Below are 20,019 nucleotides of genomic sequence, written 5' to 3'. Positions count from 1 at the left end.
AGGCATGTCTTCTTATTCTAGTGAAGAAAAGAGGGGTCAGAATATTGAATCCGGCAGAAGCGGCAATCGCGAGTTTGAATACGATACAAGAAGCACAAGTCGTCAGACTGCAGAATTATCTGCAGCTGCACAACAGCAGGTCGAAACGGTAAAGGAAGTCGCTTCTACCATCAAAGAGTATGCCATCATGGCAAGAGAAACATCAAAGGCACTCCGGGAAAGTGGTGCGATTCCAGAGCTCGTAGTAGCTGTTCGTGAAATTGCATCGGTTGTACGTAGTATTGCAGCCGAAGTCAGAGAAACTGCAACAGAATTGAAGAAAAGTGGTGTAACGGATGAAATAGCAAGTTCTGTAAAGGAAACGGTAGCCTCTGCCAAGGATACTGTCCAGGTAGCAAAAGATGCAGCGACCTCTGCGAAGGAGAAAGCTCTGTCTGGACAGCAGGGAACAGCAGCAGCCTCTTCAAGCAAAAAGGAAAGTTCCAAGCCTGCTGGAGTAAAGTGAGCAATCAATCTATCTTCTTTTTTATTCTTGAACGATTTGATGATGATAGCTGCACCGGACAATTCCCTCTAGCCAGAGTTGTTTATCGCTTCCCGCAGAACCTCTGCTGCGATTCGAGCAAGTCATGATATTCATGAAGTTGGGACAATAGTAAAGTTAAGTCGCAAATACATGCAAGAGTTTTTGCTCCTCGGGCCGTGACGAGTCGAACATTACTCTTTCCTCTTTGCCTTTTCACATTCTTCTGTTGGTGTATCTCCCCGTGCTTCTCCGGTGAGAGAAAAGATGTGGACGTTGACAACTGTTTAAAGGTATTACTGGGTTGTAACCACACATGGGAACTGATACTGTTCACAATCAAGCCGAAGACCATGACAAGAAAGCCAAGATGCCGCCAGGACATTCACAAGGAGAAACTAGAAACAGCGTTTTAGGATCAAAGAACGATGCTCCTGCTACAGATACTGCAACAGCATTTCAAAGTGACCAACAATATCCTGCTACGGCTAATGATCCTGTAGTAAGCGAGTATCTAGAACAGAAGAATAAGGAACAAACAACGGCACCTGCCTCGGACAGACGAAAGCAACCGACGAAATAAAAATAAAATAGCCAGAATATCCTTTCAGTCACTTTCTGTCTTTATAGCTAAAGCAAAGCACGTTTCCCTGGCTGCAAATCTTTTTCTACTGCGGAGGTTGAATCTCCAGCACACCTATCATGTAAGGATGCAGAGTGCAATAATACGGGTAGTGACCCAGCGATTCCACGGATATTGTTGCCTTGCTGCCTGGGGATATGATGCCTGTGTCGAATTGGCCTGAAGGTCCTGACTCTGGAGTTCCTGTTGTGGCTGTGTGTGGCACAGAGTCGTCATTAACCCAAGTAACTTTGCCTGCCTTGACCTTGCCATTTGGAGGGTCAAAATAAACCTCGTTGCTTGGATTTGCCGCTCCTAGCACTATTGATATTGTATTGTTATTATTATGATCAATGGCGGCGGTCCCGTTCTTGTCATTGCTAGTTGTTGTAATCTCTGCGCCTGTGGAGTTGGCAGTTGATCGCTCGGCAGTAGGAACCCCTGGTGGATTGTTGGTTACAGGCGGCTGATTCTGTTCCTTCTCTGCCGACACTCCATGGCCGCCGTGGCCGGAAGAAGGATTTGTCTCGCGCAGCGCTTCGGCCATTGCGTTCAACTGTTTGTCGTCATGCTGCGTTATCTTTGGCTTTTGCAACTGCTTTTGCAGTTCGTATTGCCAATCAAATATGGAGATGCTTTGGTTCTCTACCTTTGGCAGTACCGCATTTTTCGCCCGTCCATCGGTCAGAATTATTTTTCCCATGTTGCCTCTTTCCTCTTGAATGCCGTGGCTGTGGAACAGGTACGTACCGGGATATTTCCACTTTGCCTCGATTATCGTGGCGTCACCAGGCCCAACTGGAAATGTCTGTGCGTGTATTGGATTGTTTGAAACTAGGCCCGATGGGTATGCCATGAATGTAGCGCTATGAAGATGGAATTGATATGGTATGGTGGTTCCAATGTTTATGACATATAGCCGCACAAGCTCGTCGTAATTGGCTTTTATCGGATGGGATACATACTGGTCTGCATAGCCATTAATGGGGTAGTACTCTGCTTCAAAGTTCATGATATTTTTGGTGTCATATTCGCCCATCACCATTACAAATTCCCTTGCAGGTTGCAATGGCTTGTCCTTTGGGTCGACTATCATCGCGCCATACATTCCCATCCTTATGTGAAGTGACGTAGGATATGCGTGGCAGTGGTACATCAAGAGTCCTGCAGGTGCTGCTGTGATATTGTAGATGTATGTCTGATTGGGCATGACCTGCGGCTCAACGCCGTCATTTAGGTCATCATGATTTCCGTGAAAATGAATGGTATGCGGAATAGGGGTCTTGTTGATAAATTTGACAGATATGTTGTCTCCTTCTGTGAACCTGAGAGGTGGTGCTGGCGCGGTTCCATTAAACGTCCACATTTTAACTGTCTTTCCCGGGGCAATTTCAATATCTGCATCCTGCGCGACTAAAGTAATAAACCGTTTTTTAGAGCCTGTTCCTTCCGCCACTTCTGCTCTTCCTCGAATATCTGCTTCTCCATTGTTCAGAAATATTAGGCCAATTGAGACACTAGCGATAAGGGCCAGACACATTGGAGCAACAAATGTTTTCCAGTTAATCGAATACATGATCATATTCGACAGTATTGTGATTAAGCTCTTTCTAAGAATGAAATATTATAACTTGTACCTGCCTTAGAGAACTCGCAAATGGTTATGATGATTCACAACGCCGTGCGATGCTATATGGTCACAAACGTTACGCTATGTCATGTTGAATTTGAACAGAATACCTCTCGCTTGCGTAGAGTACAAAGAAACTAAACTTCTGTTCCGTGTCCTACCTTCACAAAGAAACCACAACTCATCTCTGGCTTGAACTTACCTTCAATTAACAAGCAGTTTCTAGAATACAAATAATATTTGCAATCTTTGCATTGAAAGCCGGTTGCGCCTTTGTTAATGATATGGCCTTCTTTGTACTTCAATTTCCTGCCAGCTTCCTTTACATACATCCAGACAATATCGCCAGGCAGCATTCCTTCGCCTTTCGGTGAAAAGAATTTTGATACGCCCTTTTCGTTATTAATTTTACCTTTGACTATGTGGCATTTGCCCTCGTCACCCAAGTTAAATTTGCATTTGACACAAGATTGCCGCTGTTGTGTTTCATTTGTTGAATAACCTGCTTCATTTTTCGAGATTTTCCTCTTTTCATAGAGTACTTGAAGAAAGAAGGCATCCGCTACCGACATTTCCCGCTCGTCTTGCGATCCTTTTGCCTTTGCATCGGCAGACTCTTTTGCTCCCACCGAGTAGGGTTCAAGTAGGCGTTATTTTTCTGCTGCTTTCCGATTATCAATCTCATAGGTAATGACGTTAGCCTCGGCATGTCGGAGAGCTACCCCATCTCAGCCATTATCCGCTCAACGCAACATAACTCATTAATATAAAATTCGCATATATCAAAATCATAATCTTCAATGACAGGCAAACCGGTAAGGTGCGGCGTCTGCGGAAAGGCAATGGAATCCAAGTCTGCGCGGACTAGGCATTTGGATCAGGTTCATCGAATAGCGGTGGATGAACCTGCGGCGGGCCCAAACTCTGAAGAGCATTGATAGCGAGCTGAGGGTATGCAAACGCACGGCATGAAAATCTATTCGACGATACTAAAGGTAAAGGCTAACTCGTTTAAGTTATTTCTATAGATATCCAGTATGAGCGAAGATGTTAGAAAAGACGAGGAAGCAAAGAAACCACAAAGCGCGCCAGCAGAGCTGAAACAGAATCCTTACGATAACACAAAATCCAACAAGAAGGATTTGGAGCATTTGGAGAACCCTAAAGAAGGGTCTGGCTAGGCGCAGTACTGGATGAATGAAATAAAAAACCAAGCTACCGTTAGCAATTGTGCCTGCCAATAACCATTTTGCAGAGCACGGGCCGGGCGCTGCCAATTTAACACTAAAAGCTGCTGGGTCAAAAGGAAGCGGCTGGATTGATTCAGGACAAAAACTCCATTGCCCATCTAGTAGCCACCAATAAGGAGGTCATTATAAGAGATAAGATGAGTCAAGAGGCAACTGGAGATGCACTGGCTAGGGTTTTACCTCTCCCCAATAGCGGCAATTCCTGACGGTTATTCGGGATTGAGGAATGGTATTTTCGATATACTCTCAAGACTCTAGGGTCTTGTTGCACGAGTCTTAACTAGCTAAATGTGCTAGATGTGGTACAGTTAGGTTGACATCACCTGCGCCCCCTGCTTCCGCGTATCTGGTTGTCCTCCACAACACTACTATCTTGCAAGGGGGCGCAGTTCCTCTTTCTTTATCCCATTGGAAAAATCCAATATAACAATCAGCGGGAGCGCCGATGCGGTGTAAATAATAACAAATGACGTCATATCCGAACTTGCAGTTAGCCACTTCGTAATATCCGCGCTCATCCTAACCCTGCAGTGTCTGGACTTGGCATCACTCACTCGACTGAGCGCGGGTATTTTTTTCGTCATTATCTTTCAGGGAGAGGAGTGTATTTGCGGCAGAGAAACGCAGCGATGCAAGCGCAAAGTGCTTTGGCAAGCAAGCTCCTGATGGGTGGATGGCGGGAGAAGCTGACGTGACGGCTGCGAGTCAAGGAACACTGTTACCGATCAATGGTCAAGAAGGATTAAAACAATTTTTGCAGAAAGATGATACGTATATGGCGGGTTTGGGAAATGTAATAGGCCAGCTTTTGGTAGGTGCAGCAGCTGCCTTTCCCACGCTTGGTCTAATTGCAGGACTGTTGGTATTCGGAGTTGTTTTTGTAAGAAAGTCGGGATTGAAAGAAAAACAGTAGAGGTAGGGATTTCTTGTTGTAATGCGTGACAGAGGGCAGGGCCATTAACAATTCGTGTCATTAAGCCAGACAGTACTTTACTGTATGTTTGGTAAGGTTGGAAAAGTAGGTTCTTTGTTGCTTTGTGGCAAATTGGCATATGAGAAGGAAATGCTCCGGCCGGGATTTGAACCCGGGATCTCCGCCTTGAGAGGGCGAAATGCTTAACCGGACTACACCACCGGAGCTTGCCACCACTGCATTTCGCTCTTCATAAAAATGTAACTTTGTATATATCAAGCCCGAAAGGAAATAATCTACTGTATGCACAATCCGGAATGTGCATTGCTCGTGGAGGATGTCTGATTGATAACCCGTGGCTCTGCTATCTTTCAGTCTACAAAAGATGTGGTGTTTGACGCCCTCTTGCAGTCTTGCAAGGAAATAGGCGCGGATGTCAAGAGTGTAGACCGGACTGCGTACAGAATCGACGGCAAGACCGGCACGATGTGGCTGCAGAACCGGTTTTCATTCCCTTTCCAAGCACGCCTTGCAGACGATGACGGCCAGGGCGTGCGGCTGGAAATCTATGACTTTTTTCCTTTTGCTCCTGACAAGCGGTTTATTGACAAACTGCTGAAAAAAACAGTAACCAAGATTCCCGGAAGCAAGTTTCAATACAACCTAGATTGTGTAGATCAGCCAATCAATGCGCCTGCAGTTCAGATGCAAACCCCTACTGCACCTGCACCTGCGGCTACAGTCAACAAGGGGCAGTTGATGGCAGACGCGCGCATGATCCAGACTTTTGAATACCATCTACGCGGTGCGACAGGCGATGACGCAAGGGTGCAGGGCGCAGACAAACTTGTCATTTTGCCTCCAGAACGCGGCAACGTCTTGAATCTGTACAAGGGTTCATCCCTTATCTTCAGCATCGCTGCCGGCTCCGTTGAAAAAATGACGCCCGTCATGGAAGAAAAGAAGGGTTTGCTAGGGAGCAACAAAAACCTGGTGCTTGACATCCTCTACAACGACGGCAGCGGCGCGCGCACCGTCCGCGTGGACATTGACGATGAAAAAGGAGGCGAAATAGTCGAAAAGGTGGACAGGTTCCAGAGAATCGAAAAGGAACAGGCTGTCTTTTTTGATTTCGAGTATCTTGAAAACGGGCAGTGGGTGCCTGACAGAATCTACCCTGCTACGCTGTTTCTTGCCAAGTCTGAAAAACTTATCCAGCTGACTCAGGATACCGCCGGCGTGTTCTCTAAACACTACCGGTGGGTAAAGGCGTTGACCAACATCCGCGTCCTGTCTTACAATTTCGAGACACATGTGGTCGACGCAACGGCCCTTGAAACCGTACAAGACGTAATCGTGATGAACAAGAGAAAAGAGTCCGTGTCAAGGTCTTCTGGGACGACGTCAAGTTATGGAAGGCGGACGTTTGCAACGGGAAATTTTCAAAGCTCCCGGGAAACCACCACCGTCACGATAGGCGACGTGGCCTTCATGTACAACGGCGCTCCGCGCATGACCTTTGTAGAGATGGAAGACCCTGACGGCCTTGCAGCTCTTGCGCGCGAGGCAGTTAAAAACTCAAAGACCATCTTTAGGTTGAAACAGCCCGCCAGCCCGAGCCTTGCCGCGCCGCAGGCCGCCGGTGCCTGCCCAAAATGCAACGCCCAAAACCTGCCCGGCTCTAACTTTTGCAGCAAGTGCGGCACGCCGCTTGTTTGACAATATTTTTATCGCCTCTCTGTCAACCCATATATCGTAGCCGATGGGCATCCCTGAAAAGATCAAGGCCATACAGGACGAGATCCACAAGACCCAGATAAACAAGGCGACCGAGTTCCACGTCGGCCTGCTCAAAGCCAAGATAGCCAAGCTGAAGCGGGAGCAGGAGGCGAACATCCACGGCCGGACCATGCATACGGGAGGCGAGAACGCCGGCTTTGACGTCCGAAAAGCAGGGGATGCCACCGTCGTCCTGATAGGTCTGCCAAGCGTCGGCAAGTCAACTCTTCTGAACAGGCTGACAAATGCCAAGTCCCGCGTCGCCTCGTACCAGTTCACGACGCTTACCGCAATACCGGGCATGATGGACTATCGTGGGGCGAAAATCCAGGTGCTCGACCTGCCCGGTATAATCGAAGGCGCTGCCGCCGGCAAGGGCTTTGGCCGGCGCGTCATCTCCGTCGCAAGGGGCGCGGACCTCGTACTTCTCATACTAGATGTCTTTCAGCCGCAGCACATTGGCTTGCTGAAAAGGGAGCTTGCAGAGGCCGGGATAAAGCTGGACGAGCGGCCTCCGGATGTAGTCATCGAAAAAACCTCGACGGGCGGCCTGTCGGTCAACTGCCAAGTGCCTATAAAAATGGAGGAGAGGATGGTCAAGGAGATTGCCCGGGTGTACGGCATCCACAACGGCAGGATAATTATCCGCGAGCCGGGCCTCACCGACGACCAGCTCATCGATGTGTTTTCCGAAAACCGTGTGTACCTAAAGTCGCTCGTGCTCCTCAACAAAATAGACCTCGTCAACCAGGGGTTCATTAAGGAAGTCCAGTCGCAGATAGGAAACAACTTTATCCCGATTTCCGCCGACGCAAGCGTCAACATCGACGCAGTCAAGGAGGCGATATACAACAAACTCGACTTTATACGGATATACATGCGCCCCAAGGGCGGCGAGACTGACTACAAAGAGCCAATGATTATGCAGAACGGCTCGACTGTCCGGGACATCTGCAACAAGATCCACCGCAGCATGACGCGTAACTTCAAGTACGGCATGGTGTGGGGCAAGTCTGCAAAATTCGCGGGACAAAAGGTGGGACTTGACCACGTGATGTCTGACGAAGACGTGCTGACTATAGTGAAAAACCCCGGCGCCCTCTAGTTAGCCGCTGTTGCTATAATCTTGCCCCGCATGGTCGGGTGGTAAGAGCAAAAGTACTCGTACGTGCCCGGCTTGTACGCGACTATGGCCGCGTTGAAATGCTGCTCCGTCCTTAGCGGGGCAGTCTCAAAGTCCAGGATGCCTCCTGTCTTGTCTTTAATCTGGAAGTCGTGTATGACGATGTCCTTGTTGACCACGACAAGTTTTTCTGGCACGCCAACATGTGCTGAGATGCTCGGATTCGTATCGTTAAAAGTGCTCCGCTCTGCCAAGAGCAGTATGCCCTCGACGTGCGACACGTCTGCCTGCTGCGTTTCTTTTGTCAGGTTGCCTATGGCCCACAGGCTGCCAACTGCGATGCACGAGATCGCCACGACGGCAATGACGTTGTTGCGCAGGGACACCGGGATTGCTTGACATGATTGACCTAAATTCGTTTTTGTTTACCAAGATAGTAGAAAAACAAAAAAAGAAACGATCTGCATTCGTAGAACGCAGTCTAGTTTGCCGGATTGTCGCTTGTAGCTGCGCCGTTGACGACTTCGGCGGTCGCGAACCTCGGTCCGATCTGCGTGACTCGGATCTTGGCGTTCTGGCCCACCTTACCGTCCTTCACAAAGATGACAAAACCCTGTATCCTTGCGATTCCGTCTCCCTTGCGGGATATTTCCGTGATTTGAACATCGTATTCCTTGCCCGCTTCTACAGGCTTGGGACCGAAGTTATCTCTTCTTCCGTAACTCATACGTAGGGTGCGCAAACACTGTTCCCTATATAAACTATAAAAGCTTGCGTCAGGAGCCCACTCTCATGCCGTCGTCGCATATAGACCGCAGGCATTCTATCGCGGAAAGCACCGCAAGGTAGCTTGTCTTCGGGTTGCCCGGCGAGGGCATGTTGTTGACCGTAAAGTGAAATTCGCCAAAGCTCCCCTTTGCGGCTATCTCGTGCTGGTTTGTAGTGAACGCGGGGTCTGCAACGATGCGGACCTTCGTCCTGTCGACTCCGATGCCTGCAAGGCTCAGGACAGCAGCGACGTTGACGTTTGCCGGAAACGCCCTGACAGCGTCCGCAGCCGTCCCTTCGTAGATGACTGTCCTCTCTTTTATCTCGTCCAGCCTGATCCTGCTAGTTTCGAAGAACGGCGCGCCTGCAAGCGCCTTTGGGCTCTTGGTCGTGGTGAGCGTCACGGAATCCAGAAGGTGCTTGACTGCCCTGATTGCATCGATGCCTGCTATGGCGCCCGTGGGCACGTACAGCCTGCGGCCTGCCTTTTCTGCCTCTTTTAGAATATCTGCAAGGAGCGCCTTGTCTGCAAGGGCGCCCACGCTCATTACCATGAGGTCTTTTCCAGTGCGCAGCACCTTTGCCGCAGACTTTATCGCCGCCTCTTGCGACGCGGCCTCGACTACAATGTCGCAGTCTGTCTTTATGAAATCGTCAAAATTGGAATATGCCGGGGGGCTTGTACTCAATTTTTGCCTTAGCGCCTGCACGCTATTCTGTACGACATCGAAAAGCGAAGCAAGAGAAGCGTTTCTTACCGCGCCGGTGTCGACTGCGAGGGCAAGCTGGCTGCCGATGGTACCGCAGCCTATTATGCCGACCTTTCTTGCAGGCATATGCTATAGCAGTTAGTTGGTAGGCAGATGGGGGATTTTACCCTTATCCGCTTACCTTCTTCCACCGCGGCGTTCTGGCTTTTTCTGGCCTGGCAGCCTCTTTTTCTCAAAGCGCTTGACAAAGTTGTCCTTGTTGCGCCTCCTTGCTATCTTGCTTGAGCGCGGCTTGGCCTGGATTTTTGGCGTCTGTCCCCTGACCTTGCCCGCCTTTGTAAGCGATCCGTGTGTTGGCATGTATCTCCAGAAACATTATGGAATCGAAATTTATAATTGTATTCATCATTCTGCGTATGTGTCATGAAAAAAGCCTGTCAAGCCGGGGCATTATCTGGCCAAGTATTATGGGCTCGTGCCTGACTTCCAAGTTAAATGACACCATCAAGATGTGCGTGATTTTTGATGACTTTCTTATTGGTATCGTCGCCCTCTTGACCTTGCCGTACAGAGCATACGCGTACAGCGTCCTGCCGAGTTTTGGCTCAAAGGTAGCGCGCATATTCATTCTCATAAATGATTGCAGGGCCGAGACCTCGCTTTCATCTTTTGTCAAAAGAGGCTTAGGTCCTTTCTGTACGCAAAGCTGATGAGCCTACCATTATTGCCTGCAATACCTGCAAACCGTATGTTCTTGTCTATTTCGAGTATCCTTTGACAAAAATCGTCAACGGTACCGGGCATTTTTTGTTTATGACACATTGAGAATATTTCTTGAGTTTTATTCAACGCTCTTCTAGCCGGATTGGTCTTTTGCACACTATTGTGCGTCAAATGTGGCAAGTATTGCCTGTATTCTTGCAGGTCTGGGCACACATATCCTCGATTATGCTGGTTTAAATGTAGACCACATGAATCATTGTCTGTATATAGACAGACATGACAATGCTTGCAATCGACTTTAAGGAGCAGGTCCTGCGGCTGAAGAAGGAAAGAAACGCCGTTATTTTGGCACACAACTACCAGCTTCCCGAAGTGCAGGATGTCGCCGACTTTGTCGGCGATTCGCTAGCCCTGTCCAAGAACGCGGCAGCGACAGACGCCAATGTCATCGTGTTTTGCGGGGTCCACTTTATGGCCGAGACTGCATCGATACTGTGCCCCGAAAAGAAGGTGCTAATTCCAGACCTTGAGGCCGGATGCTCGCTTGCGTCTACCATAAACGCAGAGGAGCTTGCCGCATGGAAGGCTGAGCACCCAGATGCAGCGGTAGTAAGCTATGTTAACACGACTGCAGAGGTCAAGGCGCTGTCAGACTATTGCTGCACGTCCTCAAACGCTGTCAAGATTGTTAACAGCATACCTGCCAACAAAAAGGTGCTGTTCCTGCCAGACATGTTCCTTGGCTCGTACGTCGCAGAAGTGACCAAACGCAAGAACATGTACATATGGCCCGGCGAGTGCCACGTGCACGCCGGCATAAAGGCGGAGGACATCAACAAGATGCTTGCGACGCTAAAGAACGCGGACTTTCTCGTGCACCCGGAATGCAGCTGCACGTCGTCGACGATGTATCACATGGCCAAGGGCGACCTTGCGCAAAAGGGGCATGTACTGTCGACAGAGGGCATGATGAAGCACGCCCGCATATCAGATGCCAAGCAGTTCGTGGTTGCCACCGAAACCGGCATACTGTACAGGATGAAGAAGGAAAACCCTGACAAAGAGTTCATACCGGTCAAGGAGGACGCCACCTGCCGCTACATGAAAAAGATAACGCTGGAAAAAGTCTACAATTCGCTGGCACACAACGTCTACGAGGTAAAGGTGCCCAAGCAAGTTGCAGACAAGGCGAGGCTGGCCATCGACAGGATGCTAGCCATCTCTTAACTTTTTGTTATTTTTATTATCTCTAGGCTAAAGTCGGCTGCTTTTGGCGAATGCGTGATGTAGCCCATCGAGACATAGTCCGGCTTGGCTTTTGCGTACTGCTCGATGTTTTTGTGGTTGACGCCGCCGGAAATTTCGATGATGGCTTTTTTGCGCAATCCTAATTTTGCAATGTTTTTGATTGTCTTTGCAGCCTGCGCCGGAGTAAAGTTGTCCAGCATGACAATGTCCGCGCCGGCTCTGATGGCTGCAACTGCCTCCTTCTCGCTCTTGGCCTCGCACTCTATCTTTATTGCGGCTCCGGCGCCCTCTCTTGCAAGCCTGATGCATTTGTCAGGCGCGTCGCCTGCAAGGGCAATGTGGTTATCCTTTATCAGGACCATGTCATCAAGGCGCATCCTGTGCGCCAGCCCGCCGCCAAGGACGACTGCCTTTTTGTCAAAATAGCGCAGGCCCGGGGCCGTCTTGCGCGTTGCTGCTATCTTGACCGGTCTGGCCTTGTCCGCAAGTGCCCTTGTCTCTGTGGCTATGCCACTCATCCTCATCACCAGATTCAGCGCGGTGCGCTCGGCCTTTAGTATCGCCCTTGCGTTGCCTTTGATTATCATGACACGCCTGCCCTTGCTCACCTTTGCCCCGTCCTTGACAAGCGCCCTTGCCGAGCAGCCGCAGATGTCAAAAACGATGCCTGCCTCTTCAAGGCCGCAGACGACCGCGTTGTCCGTCTTGCAGATTATCTCTGCGCTTGCGTTCAAGTCTGCAGGGATTGTAGTATCGCTTGTAATGTCGCCTGTGCCGACGTCTTCCTGGATGAAAGAAACGAGCGCTTGCCTGACGTTTAGAAATGTGTCCAGGCTTGACAACCTTACTGGACCTTCAGCGCGTACCTGCTTGGGGCGGTTATTTCAAGTGTGCTTGCCACGAGCGACTTTGCCGGGTCAAACACCAAGATGATGCCAGACCAGTCTGGGCTAAGGTCGGTCGACTTGCACACGGGGCACACCTTGCCACTGGTGAGGGCTTTGCACTTTCTGCACGCCTTTTCTTTGGCCATCTATACTACTTGCCTCCCTTCTTGTCCTTCGGAGCGGCTCCAGGCTTGACCTCTCCTCCTGCGCTGCTGCCCTTGCCCTTTTTGATCTCTTCCTGTATCCATTCAAGGGCGCCGAGGAACGGCTGCCTGCACGTGATGCCTATCTTGCCCATGCCTGCGCCCTTGCCGAGGCTGACTGCGGTTATCCTTGCGCGGATCTTTGTGCCTATCTTTAGGGCACGGGAAGACTGGTTTGCGACGATGACTCCCTGCTTGACGTCGCTTTTCAAATAGTCGTCGGTTATCTGCGAAAGGTGTAGTAGCGCATCGGTCGGGCCTATTCTCACGAACGCGCCAAAATCGGTGATTTCCACGACCTCGCCTTCGACTACTTCTTGCAGCTTGGGGTAGAACGTGAGCGCCTTGAAAGTGACCTTGTGGTAGGTTGCGCCGTCCCCTGCCACCAGCTTGCCAGTCGAACTCACCTCAGCGTCGGTTATCATGACCACGTAGCCGACGTCCGGCGAGAGCATACTTTCGTACTTTTCCTTGAGGATCTGTATAGCGGCATCTTTGAGAGAGTTTGTCAGTCTGCTTGGAGGAATCCTGACGACGTCGCTCATGTGCACTATGGCAAACATAATATTGTACGCGAGAAGTGGTTGACGTCAACTTTATGAACTTTTGGATTGCATAAAGTCTAAAATTTTCTACATCATCCCCCGTACCTTTGGCTTGGTTTTAAGCTGCAGGAACTCCAAAACGATGATTTAAATACGGTGTAGGCAAATTTTTCTCAAATGGTGACGGTAGATCAAGTCCTAGGTTCCCTGAAAAAGGTGGTTGACCCGGAGCTCCACAAGGACATTGTTTCCATGGGTATGATAAAGGATCTTTCAATAAGCGACGGCAAGGTCGCCTTTACTCTTGAACTCACAACGCCGGCCTGCCCGTTCAACAGCGACATCGAACGCGACGTGCGCGCCGCCATAGCAGGCATTGGCGTTCAGGATTTGCAGATGCGCGTGACTGCACGCGTGATGGAGGGAAGGGCGCTGAACCTCGACGAACTGCTGCCTGGCGTAAAGAATATCGTGGCAGTGGCGTCCGGCAAAGGCGGAGTAGGCAAGACTACCGTCTCTGTAAACCTCGCGTTGTCGTTGGCAAAGACTGGAGCCAAGGTCGGATTGCTTGACGCCGACATTTACGGCCCAAGCGTGCCTCTGATGCTGGGGCTAAAGGCGCAGCCGGAGGTCGAGAACAACAAGATACAGCCACCAGAGGTCGCAGGCGTCAAGGTAATCTCGATGGGCTTTTTCTACGAGCAGTCGCAGCAGGCCGGAATCTACCGCGGCCCGATTGTCTCTGGGATAGTCAAGCAGTTTCTTACCGACGTCAACTGGGGTGAGCTCGACTACCTAATAATCGACCTGCCGCCGGGGACAGGCGACGCGCCGCTTACCATAGCGCAGACGATTCCTATCACTGGCATACTCATTGTCACGACGCCACAGGACGTGGCGATGAACGTGGCAGTCAAGGCTGTCGGGATGTTCCACAAGCTAAATGTCCCGATAATCGGCGTCGTGGAGAACATGTCTTTCCTCAACTGCCCGCACTGCAACGAGCAGATATACCTCTTTGGCAAGGGTGGCGGCAAGAAAATCAGCGATGATTTCAACATCCCGTTCATAGGCGAGATACCGCTGCACCAGCACATCAGCCAGGGAAGCGACACTGGAAAACCAACCGTGCTTTCCGAGCCGCAGTCTTTTCAGGCGCAATCGTTTGAAAAGGCGGCCAAGATTATTGCCGGAAGGATAAGCATCATTGCCGCAGAGATGCGCGCGCAGGAAGAGGCAGAGGCCAAGGCTTCACAGGAAGGCGCAAAAGCCCAGGAAAAGCCGTCAGCTTAATAGCCTGACTGCTGCAACAACAGAAATAGATCTGCTTGCGACAGCAAGACCTCGACGCGCTCAAAAAGCCTTTTGGTACGCTCGTGCCTGACGCGCAGGTGACAAAGGAAAAGATTTCGACTATTGTAAAAGGCGCCAAGAAGATAATCGCAGTCGGCGACGCGACGACGGAGCGGCTGCTTGGCTTTGGCATAATTCCCGATTTGGCAATAGTGGACGGCAAAGAGCGGAGGCTCGTACGCGACTATCCAAGGCACGATGCAAAAGAAATGCACTGTACCAATCCTGCCGGCACGATTTCGCAGGCTGCCGTCGACCTCTTGAAAGAGGCGCTCCTTGAAAAAAAGCCGGCGCTTATAGTCGTGGAAGGCGAGGAGGACATGCTTGCGCTTCCTATATTTGTGATGGCGTCAGAAGGCTCTGTCGTCCTGTACGGTCAGCCCCTTGAAGGTATGGTCGCAGTCAAGATTACGGTCGCAAAAAGAAGGCAGGCTAAAGACTTAATGGAAAGAATTATGGATAATACCAATTTATCTAGCCCGGAAGATAATCCTAGAAGGGAGGAAGAGCCTCAAAGTGAGCAAGACAACCACGACCGCCGCCACACAACGCCTCAACGGACAGGAAAAGGCCGAAAACAGGCCCATACAGAAAGCGATAGATGACTATTCTTCAGTGGCCGAATTTCTCCACAGTTGCAAGTCAAAACACACAGCACGAGGCTACAAGACAGCCCTGAACAAGTTCTTTGGGTACGCAGCCATTGAAAAGAAGGGCTTCAATCCTGACGCTGCTATCAAAATGAAGCCTGACAAAATCAACCCCGTTGTCCTAAAGTACGCGATGCATCTAAAGACGGTTGCAAAGACTACCGGCGAGTTTAAGCGTGGTGAGGTAAGCGTTAACAGCGTCGGTTATTACATCAACCCCATAAAGCAGTTTTTCGACTATCATGAGATCCCATTATCTTGGAACAAAATCAACCGCTTTATCCCTGAACGAATCGCAAAGAAATACCACGTTTACAGCCATGAGGAGATAAAGAAACTGCTTGCAGTTGCAAACCATCGTGAGCGCGTTATCATTCTTGTCCTTGCATCATCCGGAATAAGGGCGGAAGGGCTATTACAGCTGCGAATCAGGGACTTTGAAGTAGTACCCGATAGCCCCGATAATGTCGGCCACTTAGTCGTTTATGCCCGCAGTTCTCAATACTATCATACATTCTGCACTCCAGAGGCCGTGGCTGCGATCCAGTTCTACCTGAAATGGCGGCAGGAAATGGGCGAGGAATTAAAGCCCGAAGCGCCGCTTATCCGAGACTCTATCAAGGATGGCTTTAGCAGAAAAACGAAACACCCTCAACGGATAACGTACATCGCGCTCTATGACGTAATGCAAAAACTATTGCGCAAAGCGGGAATATCCACAGAAGAAAAGTACGCGTTACAACCTAACCATGCCTTCCGCAAGGCCATGAATACCATAGTTGCGAATGCAAAAGCAAACCCGTTATTCAAGGAGATAATGATGGGTCATTCTATAGACCTGGATAATGTCTATTACAACCGAGACGACTCCGAATCATTGAAGGCACTGCTTGAGGAGTACACGCGGGCGATTGATGCTCTCACAATTAACGATGAATATCGGCTGAAAAAGCAAGTGGCGGAGCTTGAGGTTAAGGCAAAGAAGGCGGATAATGTTGAACAATTAGAACGGCTGGTCATAGATAACAAGTTCGAGGCGCAAGCCATGATGAAAAGATTACAAGATCAGGAAGCAAGGGAGCAAGACGTTAAGACACAGATGGTAACAGTGCAGGAACAGCTAAGACGGATGGAATATGAATCTCAAAAATGGCAGCTTACAAACTCATTCTTGTTATACGCTCTCGCCCCTGTTGATTCGCTAAAGAATGAAGGCCGGGCAAAGGAGGAGCTTTTTGAGCAGTTAAGAGTCTTGGATAGCAAGTACGGCCAAACCTCGAACTATGAGCAATTGGAGGAAGTGATAAGGAAGTATAAACACCGCCTGAAACCCTGACAAAATACTGGATTCATTTAGCTCCAGGACGGGAGAATTGACTCAAAAAAGCGATAGTCGCCAATTGCTATCGACTTTCGGCTGAACTTGAAGGTAAGACTAGCTCCTACCGATAGAAACCTTATCATACGTAGTTTTGTGCGCATATGAAATGCGATTTTAGGCGAAAAAACGAATTCAATTGCTATTTAGCCAAAACCCATACTATAATTACTATAATGGCATCGGTTGATAAAACCACCATACAAATAAGCCGCGAAGTGCAGACCGCCCTTGCTGCTCGCGGCACTGTTAAGGACACCTACGAAGATGTCCTTAGGAAGCTATTGGGGCTGAACGTTGGAGGTCTGACGCAATAGATGAGAAATTCTATTCAGCTAGCTAGTCTCGCAGTTTTGCAGGCTTCAAGACTAACTAGCCAAACAGAAACGATAGCAGCGAAGAATGGATGTCCTCTGTCCGTAGAGCTTTTGGCCCTTTGGAGTTGCTATCATTGGCTGTAATTGCTGCAACGGTATCTAAAAAGGTTCAGGTTAGGCCGAGAGTAGTTACTTGGCCTAAAATAACCAAGCTCCAGACCGTAAGAAACGGTACGGGTGTAGTTCTACCAAAAGAACTGTTAGACTATTTCGACATAAAGAACCCTGAATTTTACGAGGTAGAATGCTACGTCGTGGAAGGCGGGTATTACTTGGCCCTCAAACGTAAGGAGGCTTTTGCATAATGTCAGCACTTGTAAAGAGCAAGGCGGGGGCCGTTGCTGCTCCAACATCCATAGTGGCGGAACCCCGCCCCGTCTTTGATGGGGGAATAATTACCAATAGTAACAGCCAAGCTAAAGCCATTTCCCCTAGACCTGTTAGCAAGAACCACTTAGCAATTAGAGAGGGAGAGCAATGAGTCGCTACAATCCGACACGCACAGAACAGCGGCGACTTATGAAAGCGTTGCTATATGAAACTCAGAGCGGAAAGTGTAAAATCTGCAAACAAGACGTATCTATTGATCAAGGAATTATAGAACATGCTAACGGTGACACTACCGACTATAGCCGTAACAACATCGGTTTTAGCTGCTACTCCTGCAATCAACGAAAAAGACCCGATAATGTGCTAAGTGGTACGCTGCCAAGTGGTCAGGGTGAGAGAGAGAATACAAGAGGGCCAGTGTGTGAGCCTGACAGTGGGCTTGAGCAAATCAGCCAGCAAGCCAGCTTACGCAAGGCTTCCAGGGAAATTCAGATTAACCAAAGGGAAGATCTGTTTAGGCAATACCTTTGGGAAAACGTCGGAAGGCCCGGCGAGCTTACCGTAACTGATGCAATCGCAGAAGGGGCGGAATATTGCGACGTTAGCCCTGAAACCATAGAATACCGATGGCTACCAAAAGCAACAAGCCGATTAAGCCCGTTCAGGACACGGCCAATAAACCAAGGTACAGATGCAACTCTTATAATCGCACTTAGGCAAGACTGGAAGCCGGTAAACAATGAGCGCGGTAAGAAAGACCTAGCACTATCAAAACAACGCGAGGCCCGCGAGCTTGCAGAGACAGAGCAAAGAATAAGGGAACTTGGAATAACTGCCGAAAAGGTAGAGTCTGCCAAAGAAAACGAAAAGACAGCCCTTGTCAGTATGACCAAAGCCTACAACCAAAGAGACGCAGCAATTAAGAAAATCATGGATCTGACAGGTCAAACAAAAGATGAAGTGTTAGCCTTGCTGTCAGGCGGAAACAGTCAAGCCAGTAAGGAGGTAACAACGTATTGACGACCGTACAGCCCTGCTATCTTGTTATCCCCTGTCAGACTGGCTGCGTTCACAAGATAGACATATCGCATATGAAAAAGCATGTTCAGAAAAGGCTACAAAGACAATATGCCGCTGCGCCTGCTCAAATCCAAGATTTTAATTGGACGCCTCATAAATGCAAGGATTGCGGCCAAACGTGCAAAGCCCCTAACGGCTACGGTACGCAAAAGGCGGAAAAACTGACAGAGATAGCAGGCAGGCGCAGGATCATCTTGGAAGCAATAGCGACATATGGCAAGGCGACTATTCGCCAAATCGACCTTTACCTACATACAAACCATGGAATCAATACAACCGATATCGCGACACATAGTCGCGTTTCTGACCTCCTTTACTGGAAGCTGGTGCAGCAAGTGGACATTGAGGGGCCGACAGAACCCGGAGATATTTACCCAGACACAAACGCCAAAGCCTACGTTTTGAATGAGGCAAGGGTAAAGATCCTGGAAAAATACAACTGGCAGACTTGGGTTTTGAGGGCGCAGGATAGCGGAATATCCTTCAAGTTAGAAGGTTTTGGGAGTGTGGCCTAGGTGGATAGAATTGGGAAGCCTCAATGAAGATCTTTTAGACTGTACATGAGAGAAAAGCGAATGACTGAAACTTTTTCTTTTTCATATTTCCCACCCGCATCAAGAACAACGATTGAGGCGCGGCCTCCCGCTCCTTTTTTGGTAGAAACTTTCAGTTCAAAATCAATTTGTCCAGGTTTCGGTACAATGTTTCCATTTTCTTTTGCAGCTTCCGTTATGGCCGTGATTGTATCTTTGATGAACATTGTAAGCTCGCTCCCTTCATCTGACATTCCCTAACAATCTTCTAGTATCGTATTAAACTTTTTACGTCTCCGTTGAGGGCATTCGCAACTAATGGACGCTGCAACTGAAATCATGAGACTTGGCCCTTGCGTGCAGTCGATAATGGCATGTCGTTTCCACTAGAAGGATTTGGAATGGCAGCCTGGTCTATTCATTCGCCATCTCCTAGCTGTTTTACATAGAAGCGATTACGTTTTATAGGTCAAGCTTCTAGTCGGTGCGTGTCATCTAGCAATCCGATGCACTCTGGCTCAATGACCCTTTACCTAGATAGTTCTGGCGATCCTGGGTGGCCCGCCCCTTTTGGAAAGAGTGATACGAAGTGGTATGTAATCAGCGGGCTTGCGATTACGCCTGATTCCGACAGGCTTGCGCATGACCATGTCAGCAGAATCCTAGCCAAATACATACCCGAAACGCAACAAAGAAGGTTTCCCGTCCAAGAATATGAGTTACACTATCATAAGATTGCTGGTGGAAGAGACATTTTTGATCATATGGATCACCCCGTGAGAAAGGAAATATCTGATGAAGTATTCCGCGTTATTGCTGGGCTTAAGCCTGTTCTATTTGCGACAGCGATTAACAAAATCCAGCTTAAGCATCTGTATGGAGAAAAAGCATGTGATCCGAAAGGCTTAGCTATTCAAGCTACAGTTGCTCGTTTTGCCTTCTATCTTGAAAAGCACCGTCTCATCGGGTCTATCATGATGGATGATGAGGAGTATCGTAATGATAAGAAACTGCAAGTCCTTGTTCATTCACTTCGGACGGACGGCGTTAACATTAGAGGGATGAACTACCAACCCAAACTCGAAAACAAACTATCGAGAATCCTAAACGTTATTTCATTTACTCCATCGTACTTGAGTCCTGGAATCCAGCTCTCGGACTTCATAAGTCGCAGCACATGGGTTCATTTCGAGAGCCAGAAAAGCAGAAGATTCAGTGAGCTGGATTCTTTATGGGACAAAGACGGAGATAGAACTTTCGAGCCCTCAATCTTGCCTGCAATGAATCGTTGGATATAAGATGTCGGGAAAAGCGGACCAGCCGAAGGCCAGCCCGACGAGCCAATTCGACTCTCTTTTACCCAAATTACACGACCCATGTCTTTCATATAAAGT

29 protein-coding genes and 1 tRNA gene are annotated in these 20,019 nt (G+C 49.1%); 16 read left to right on the top strand and 14 right to left on the bottom strand.

What is annotated here, in order from left to right:
- Positions 1–4: 4 nt before the first annotated feature.
- Positions 5–505: a hypothetical protein gene (locus ACYOR7_RS06160; protein WP_479913413.1), complete on the top strand. Its 501-nt coding sequence runs from the start codon at positions 5–7 to the stop codon at positions 503–505.
- A 334-nt stretch (positions 506–839) separates the two neighbouring features.
- Positions 840–1,106: a hypothetical protein gene (locus tag ACYOR7_RS06155; RefSeq protein WP_479913412.1), complete on the top strand. Its 267-nt coding sequence runs from the start codon at positions 840–842 to the stop codon at positions 1,104–1,106.
- An 85-nt stretch (positions 1,107–1,191) separates the two neighbouring features.
- On the opposite strand, the gene ACYOR7_RS06150 is transcribed toward ACYOR7_RS06155, so the two are convergent.
- Positions 1,192–2,601, bottom strand: coding sequence for a multicopper oxidase domain-containing protein (locus tag ACYOR7_RS06150; RefSeq protein WP_479913411.1), 1,410 nt, complete (start codon positions 2,599–2,601; stop codon positions 1,192–1,194).
- Positions 2,602–2,912: 311 nt separating this feature from the next.
- Positions 2,913–3,404, bottom strand: coding sequence for a hypothetical protein (locus ACYOR7_RS06145; protein ID WP_479913410.1), 492 nt, complete (start codon positions 3,402–3,404; stop codon positions 2,913–2,915).
- A 408-nt stretch (positions 3,405–3,812) separates the two neighbouring features.
- Here ACYOR7_RS06145 and ACYOR7_RS06140 point away from each other — a divergent pair, with 408 nt between their 5' ends.
- Positions 3,813–3,956 carry a hypothetical protein gene (locus tag ACYOR7_RS06140; RefSeq protein WP_479913409.1) on the top strand — a complete coding sequence of 48 codons (144 nt, stop codon included), beginning with the start codon at positions 3,813–3,815 and terminating at the stop codon, positions 3,954–3,956.
- Here the strand turns inward: ACYOR7_RS06140 and ACYOR7_RS06135 are convergent.
- Positions 3,953–4,123 carry a hypothetical protein gene (locus ACYOR7_RS06135; RefSeq protein ID WP_479913408.1) on the bottom strand — a complete coding sequence of 57 codons (171 nt, stop codon included), beginning with the start codon at positions 4,121–4,123 and terminating at the stop codon, positions 3,953–3,955. The two genes, ACYOR7_RS06140 and ACYOR7_RS06135, sit on opposite strands and share 4 nt — an antisense overlap.
- A gap of 575 nt (positions 4,124–4,698) precedes the next feature.
- On the opposite strand from ACYOR7_RS06135, the gene ACYOR7_RS06130 reads away from it, so the two are divergent.
- Positions 4,699–4,938, top strand: coding sequence for a hypothetical protein (locus tag ACYOR7_RS06130; RefSeq protein ID WP_294806316.1), 240 nt, complete (start codon positions 4,699–4,701; stop codon positions 4,936–4,938).
- Positions 4,939–5,089: 151 nt separating this feature from the next.
- Here the strand turns inward: ACYOR7_RS06130 and ACYOR7_RS06125 are convergent.
- Positions 5,090–5,165: transfer RNA gene (locus tag ACYOR7_RS06125), tRNA-Glu, on the bottom strand.
- Positions 5,166–5,283: 118 nt separating this feature from the next.
- On the opposite strand from ACYOR7_RS06125, the gene ACYOR7_RS06120 reads away from it, so the two are divergent.
- Together ACYOR7_RS06120 and ACYOR7_RS06115 are read left to right on the top strand one after the other, a co-directional pair.
- Positions 5,284–6,657 (top strand): zinc ribbon domain-containing protein, encoded by a 1,374-nt coding sequence (locus tag ACYOR7_RS06120; protein ID WP_479913407.1) that lies wholly within the window; start codon positions 5,284–5,286, stop codon positions 6,655–6,657.
- Between the two features lie 43 nt (positions 6,658–6,700).
- Complete coding sequence (locus tag ACYOR7_RS06115) at positions 6,701–7,822, top strand: OBG GTPase family GTP-binding protein (protein ID WP_479913406.1); 1,122 nt, start codon at positions 6,701–6,703, stop codon at positions 7,820–7,822.
- Here ACYOR7_RS06115 and ACYOR7_RS06110 read toward each other — a convergent pair.
- From ACYOR7_RS06110 to ACYOR7_RS06085, 6 genes are all read right to left on the bottom strand, one after another.
- Positions 7,819–8,226 carry a cupredoxin domain-containing protein gene (locus tag ACYOR7_RS06110; protein WP_294806322.1) on the bottom strand — a complete coding sequence of 136 codons (408 nt, stop codon included), beginning with the start codon at positions 8,224–8,226 and terminating at the stop codon, positions 7,819–7,821. The genes ACYOR7_RS06115 and ACYOR7_RS06110 overlap by 4 nt on opposite strands.
- A gap of 95 nt (positions 8,227–8,321) precedes the next feature.
- Positions 8,322–8,567: a TRAM domain-containing RNA chaperone gene (locus ACYOR7_RS06105; RefSeq protein WP_075053752.1), complete on the bottom strand. Its 246-nt coding sequence runs from the start codon at positions 8,565–8,567 to the stop codon at positions 8,322–8,324.
- A gap of 49 nt (positions 8,568–8,616) precedes the next feature.
- Positions 8,617–9,444 carry an aspartate dehydrogenase gene (locus ACYOR7_RS06100; RefSeq protein WP_479913405.1) on the bottom strand — a complete coding sequence of 276 codons (828 nt, stop codon included), beginning with the start codon at positions 9,442–9,444 and terminating at the stop codon, positions 8,617–8,619.
- A gap of 51 nt (positions 9,445–9,495) precedes the next feature.
- Positions 9,496–9,678 carry a 30S ribosomal protein S30e gene (locus ACYOR7_RS06095; protein WP_294806324.1) on the bottom strand — a complete coding sequence of 61 codons (183 nt, stop codon included), beginning with the start codon at positions 9,676–9,678 and terminating at the stop codon, positions 9,496–9,498.
- Positions 9,679–9,739: 61 nt separating this feature from the next.
- Positions 9,740–9,994: a hypothetical protein gene (locus ACYOR7_RS06090; RefSeq protein WP_479913404.1), complete on the bottom strand. Its 255-nt coding sequence runs from the start codon at positions 9,992–9,994 to the stop codon at positions 9,740–9,742.
- Positions 9,991–10,122 carry a hypothetical protein gene (locus ACYOR7_RS06085; RefSeq protein ID WP_479913403.1) on the bottom strand — a complete coding sequence of 44 codons (132 nt, stop codon included), beginning with the start codon at positions 10,120–10,122 and terminating at the stop codon, positions 9,991–9,993. Before ACYOR7_RS06085 ends, ACYOR7_RS06090 begins: the two co-directional genes overlap by 4 nt.
- 195 nt (positions 10,123–10,317) lie before the next feature.
- On the opposite strand from ACYOR7_RS06085, the gene nadA reads away from it, so the two are divergent.
- Complete coding sequence (gene nadA, locus ACYOR7_RS06080) at positions 10,318–11,268, top strand: quinolinate synthase NadA (RefSeq protein ID WP_479913402.1); 951 nt, start codon at positions 10,318–10,320, stop codon at positions 11,266–11,268.
- On the opposite strand, the gene nadC is transcribed toward nadA, so the two are convergent.
- The 3 genes from nadC to ACYOR7_RS06065 are packed head-to-tail and all read right to left on the bottom strand — an operon-like array spanning position 11,265 to position 12,942.
- Positions 11,265–12,131: a carboxylating nicotinate-nucleotide diphosphorylase gene (nadC, locus tag ACYOR7_RS06075; RefSeq protein ID WP_479913401.1), complete on the bottom strand. Its 867-nt coding sequence runs from the start codon at positions 12,129–12,131 to the stop codon at positions 11,265–11,267. The two genes, nadA and nadC, sit on opposite strands and share 4 nt — an antisense overlap.
- Before the next feature lie 2 nt (positions 12,132–12,133).
- The gene (gene spt4 / locus ACYOR7_RS06070) at positions 12,134–12,322 is read right to left on the bottom strand and encodes a transcription elongation factor subunit Spt4 (RefSeq protein WP_294806328.1); all 189 of its coding nucleotides are present in this window, start codon (positions 12,320–12,322) and stop codon (positions 12,134–12,136) included.
- A gap of 5 nt (positions 12,323–12,327) precedes the next feature.
- Entirely contained in the window at positions 12,328–12,942 is a 615-nt protein-coding gene (locus ACYOR7_RS06065) for a DNA-directed RNA polymerase (RefSeq protein ID WP_294806329.1), read from the bottom strand.
- Positions 12,943–13,101: 159 nt separating this feature from the next.
- Between ACYOR7_RS06065 and ACYOR7_RS06060 the strand changes: the two genes are divergently transcribed.
- The 8 genes from ACYOR7_RS06060 to ACYOR7_RS06025 all read left to right on the top strand — a co-directional run bounded on the left by ACYOR7_RS06060 (position 13,102) and on the right by ACYOR7_RS06025 (position 18,607).
- Entirely contained in the window at positions 13,102–14,217 is a 1,116-nt protein-coding gene (locus tag ACYOR7_RS06060; protein WP_294806330.1) for an Mrp/NBP35 family ATP-binding protein, read from the top strand.
- Between the two features lie 35 nt (positions 14,218–14,252).
- A complete protein-coding gene (locus ACYOR7_RS06055; RefSeq protein WP_479913400.1) occupies positions 14,253–14,882 on the top strand; it encodes a GTP-dependent dephospho-CoA kinase family protein in 630 nt (209 codons plus the stop codon).
- A complete protein-coding gene (locus tag ACYOR7_RS06050; protein ID WP_479913399.1) occupies positions 14,794–16,263 on the top strand; it encodes a tyrosine-type recombinase/integrase in 1,470 nt (489 codons plus the stop codon). The genes ACYOR7_RS06055 and ACYOR7_RS06050 overlap by 89 nt, the downstream gene beginning before the upstream one ends.
- A gap of 218 nt (positions 16,264–16,481) precedes the next feature.
- The gene (locus ACYOR7_RS06045) at positions 16,482–16,622 is read left to right on the top strand and encodes a hypothetical protein (protein ID WP_479913398.1); all 141 of its coding nucleotides are present in this window, start codon (positions 16,482–16,484) and stop codon (positions 16,620–16,622) included.
- 119 nt (positions 16,623–16,741) lie between these two features.
- Positions 16,742–16,987 (top strand): hypothetical protein, encoded by a 246-nt coding sequence (locus tag ACYOR7_RS06040; RefSeq protein WP_479913397.1) that lies wholly within the window; start codon positions 16,742–16,744, stop codon positions 16,985–16,987.
- Positions 16,987–17,163 carry a hypothetical protein gene (locus ACYOR7_RS06035; protein ID WP_479913396.1) on the top strand — a complete coding sequence of 59 codons (177 nt, stop codon included), beginning with the start codon at positions 16,987–16,989 and terminating at the stop codon, positions 17,161–17,163. The genes ACYOR7_RS06040 and ACYOR7_RS06035 overlap by 1 nt, the downstream gene beginning before the upstream one ends.
- Before the next feature lie 38 nt (positions 17,164–17,201).
- A complete protein-coding gene (locus tag ACYOR7_RS06030; protein ID WP_479913395.1) occupies positions 17,202–18,032 on the top strand; it encodes a hypothetical protein in 831 nt (276 codons plus the stop codon).
- 254 nt (positions 18,033–18,286) lie between these two features.
- Positions 18,287–18,607, top strand: coding sequence for a hypothetical protein (locus ACYOR7_RS06025; RefSeq protein ID WP_479913394.1), 321 nt, complete (start codon positions 18,287–18,289; stop codon positions 18,605–18,607).
- A gap of 20 nt (positions 18,608–18,627) precedes the next feature.
- On the opposite strand, the gene ACYOR7_RS06020 is transcribed toward ACYOR7_RS06025, so the two are convergent.
- Positions 18,628–18,879 carry a hypothetical protein gene (locus tag ACYOR7_RS06020; protein WP_479913393.1) on the bottom strand — a complete coding sequence of 84 codons (252 nt, stop codon included), beginning with the start codon at positions 18,877–18,879 and terminating at the stop codon, positions 18,628–18,630.
- 234 nt (positions 18,880–19,113) lie between these two features.
- Here ACYOR7_RS06020 and ACYOR7_RS06015 point away from each other — a divergent pair, with 234 nt between their 5' ends.
- Positions 19,114–19,923, top strand: a complete 810-nt coding sequence (locus tag ACYOR7_RS06015; protein ID WP_479913392.1) for a DUF3800 domain-containing protein — start codon at positions 19,114–19,116, stop codon at positions 19,921–19,923.
- Positions 19,924–20,019: the final 96 nt, after the last annotated feature.

Source organism: Candidatus Nitrososphaera sp. 86-2 (genome assembly GCF_056726185.1).
Note: the sequence above shows the minus strand (reverse complement) of the source record. Positions and strands in the feature narration are given on the sequence as shown.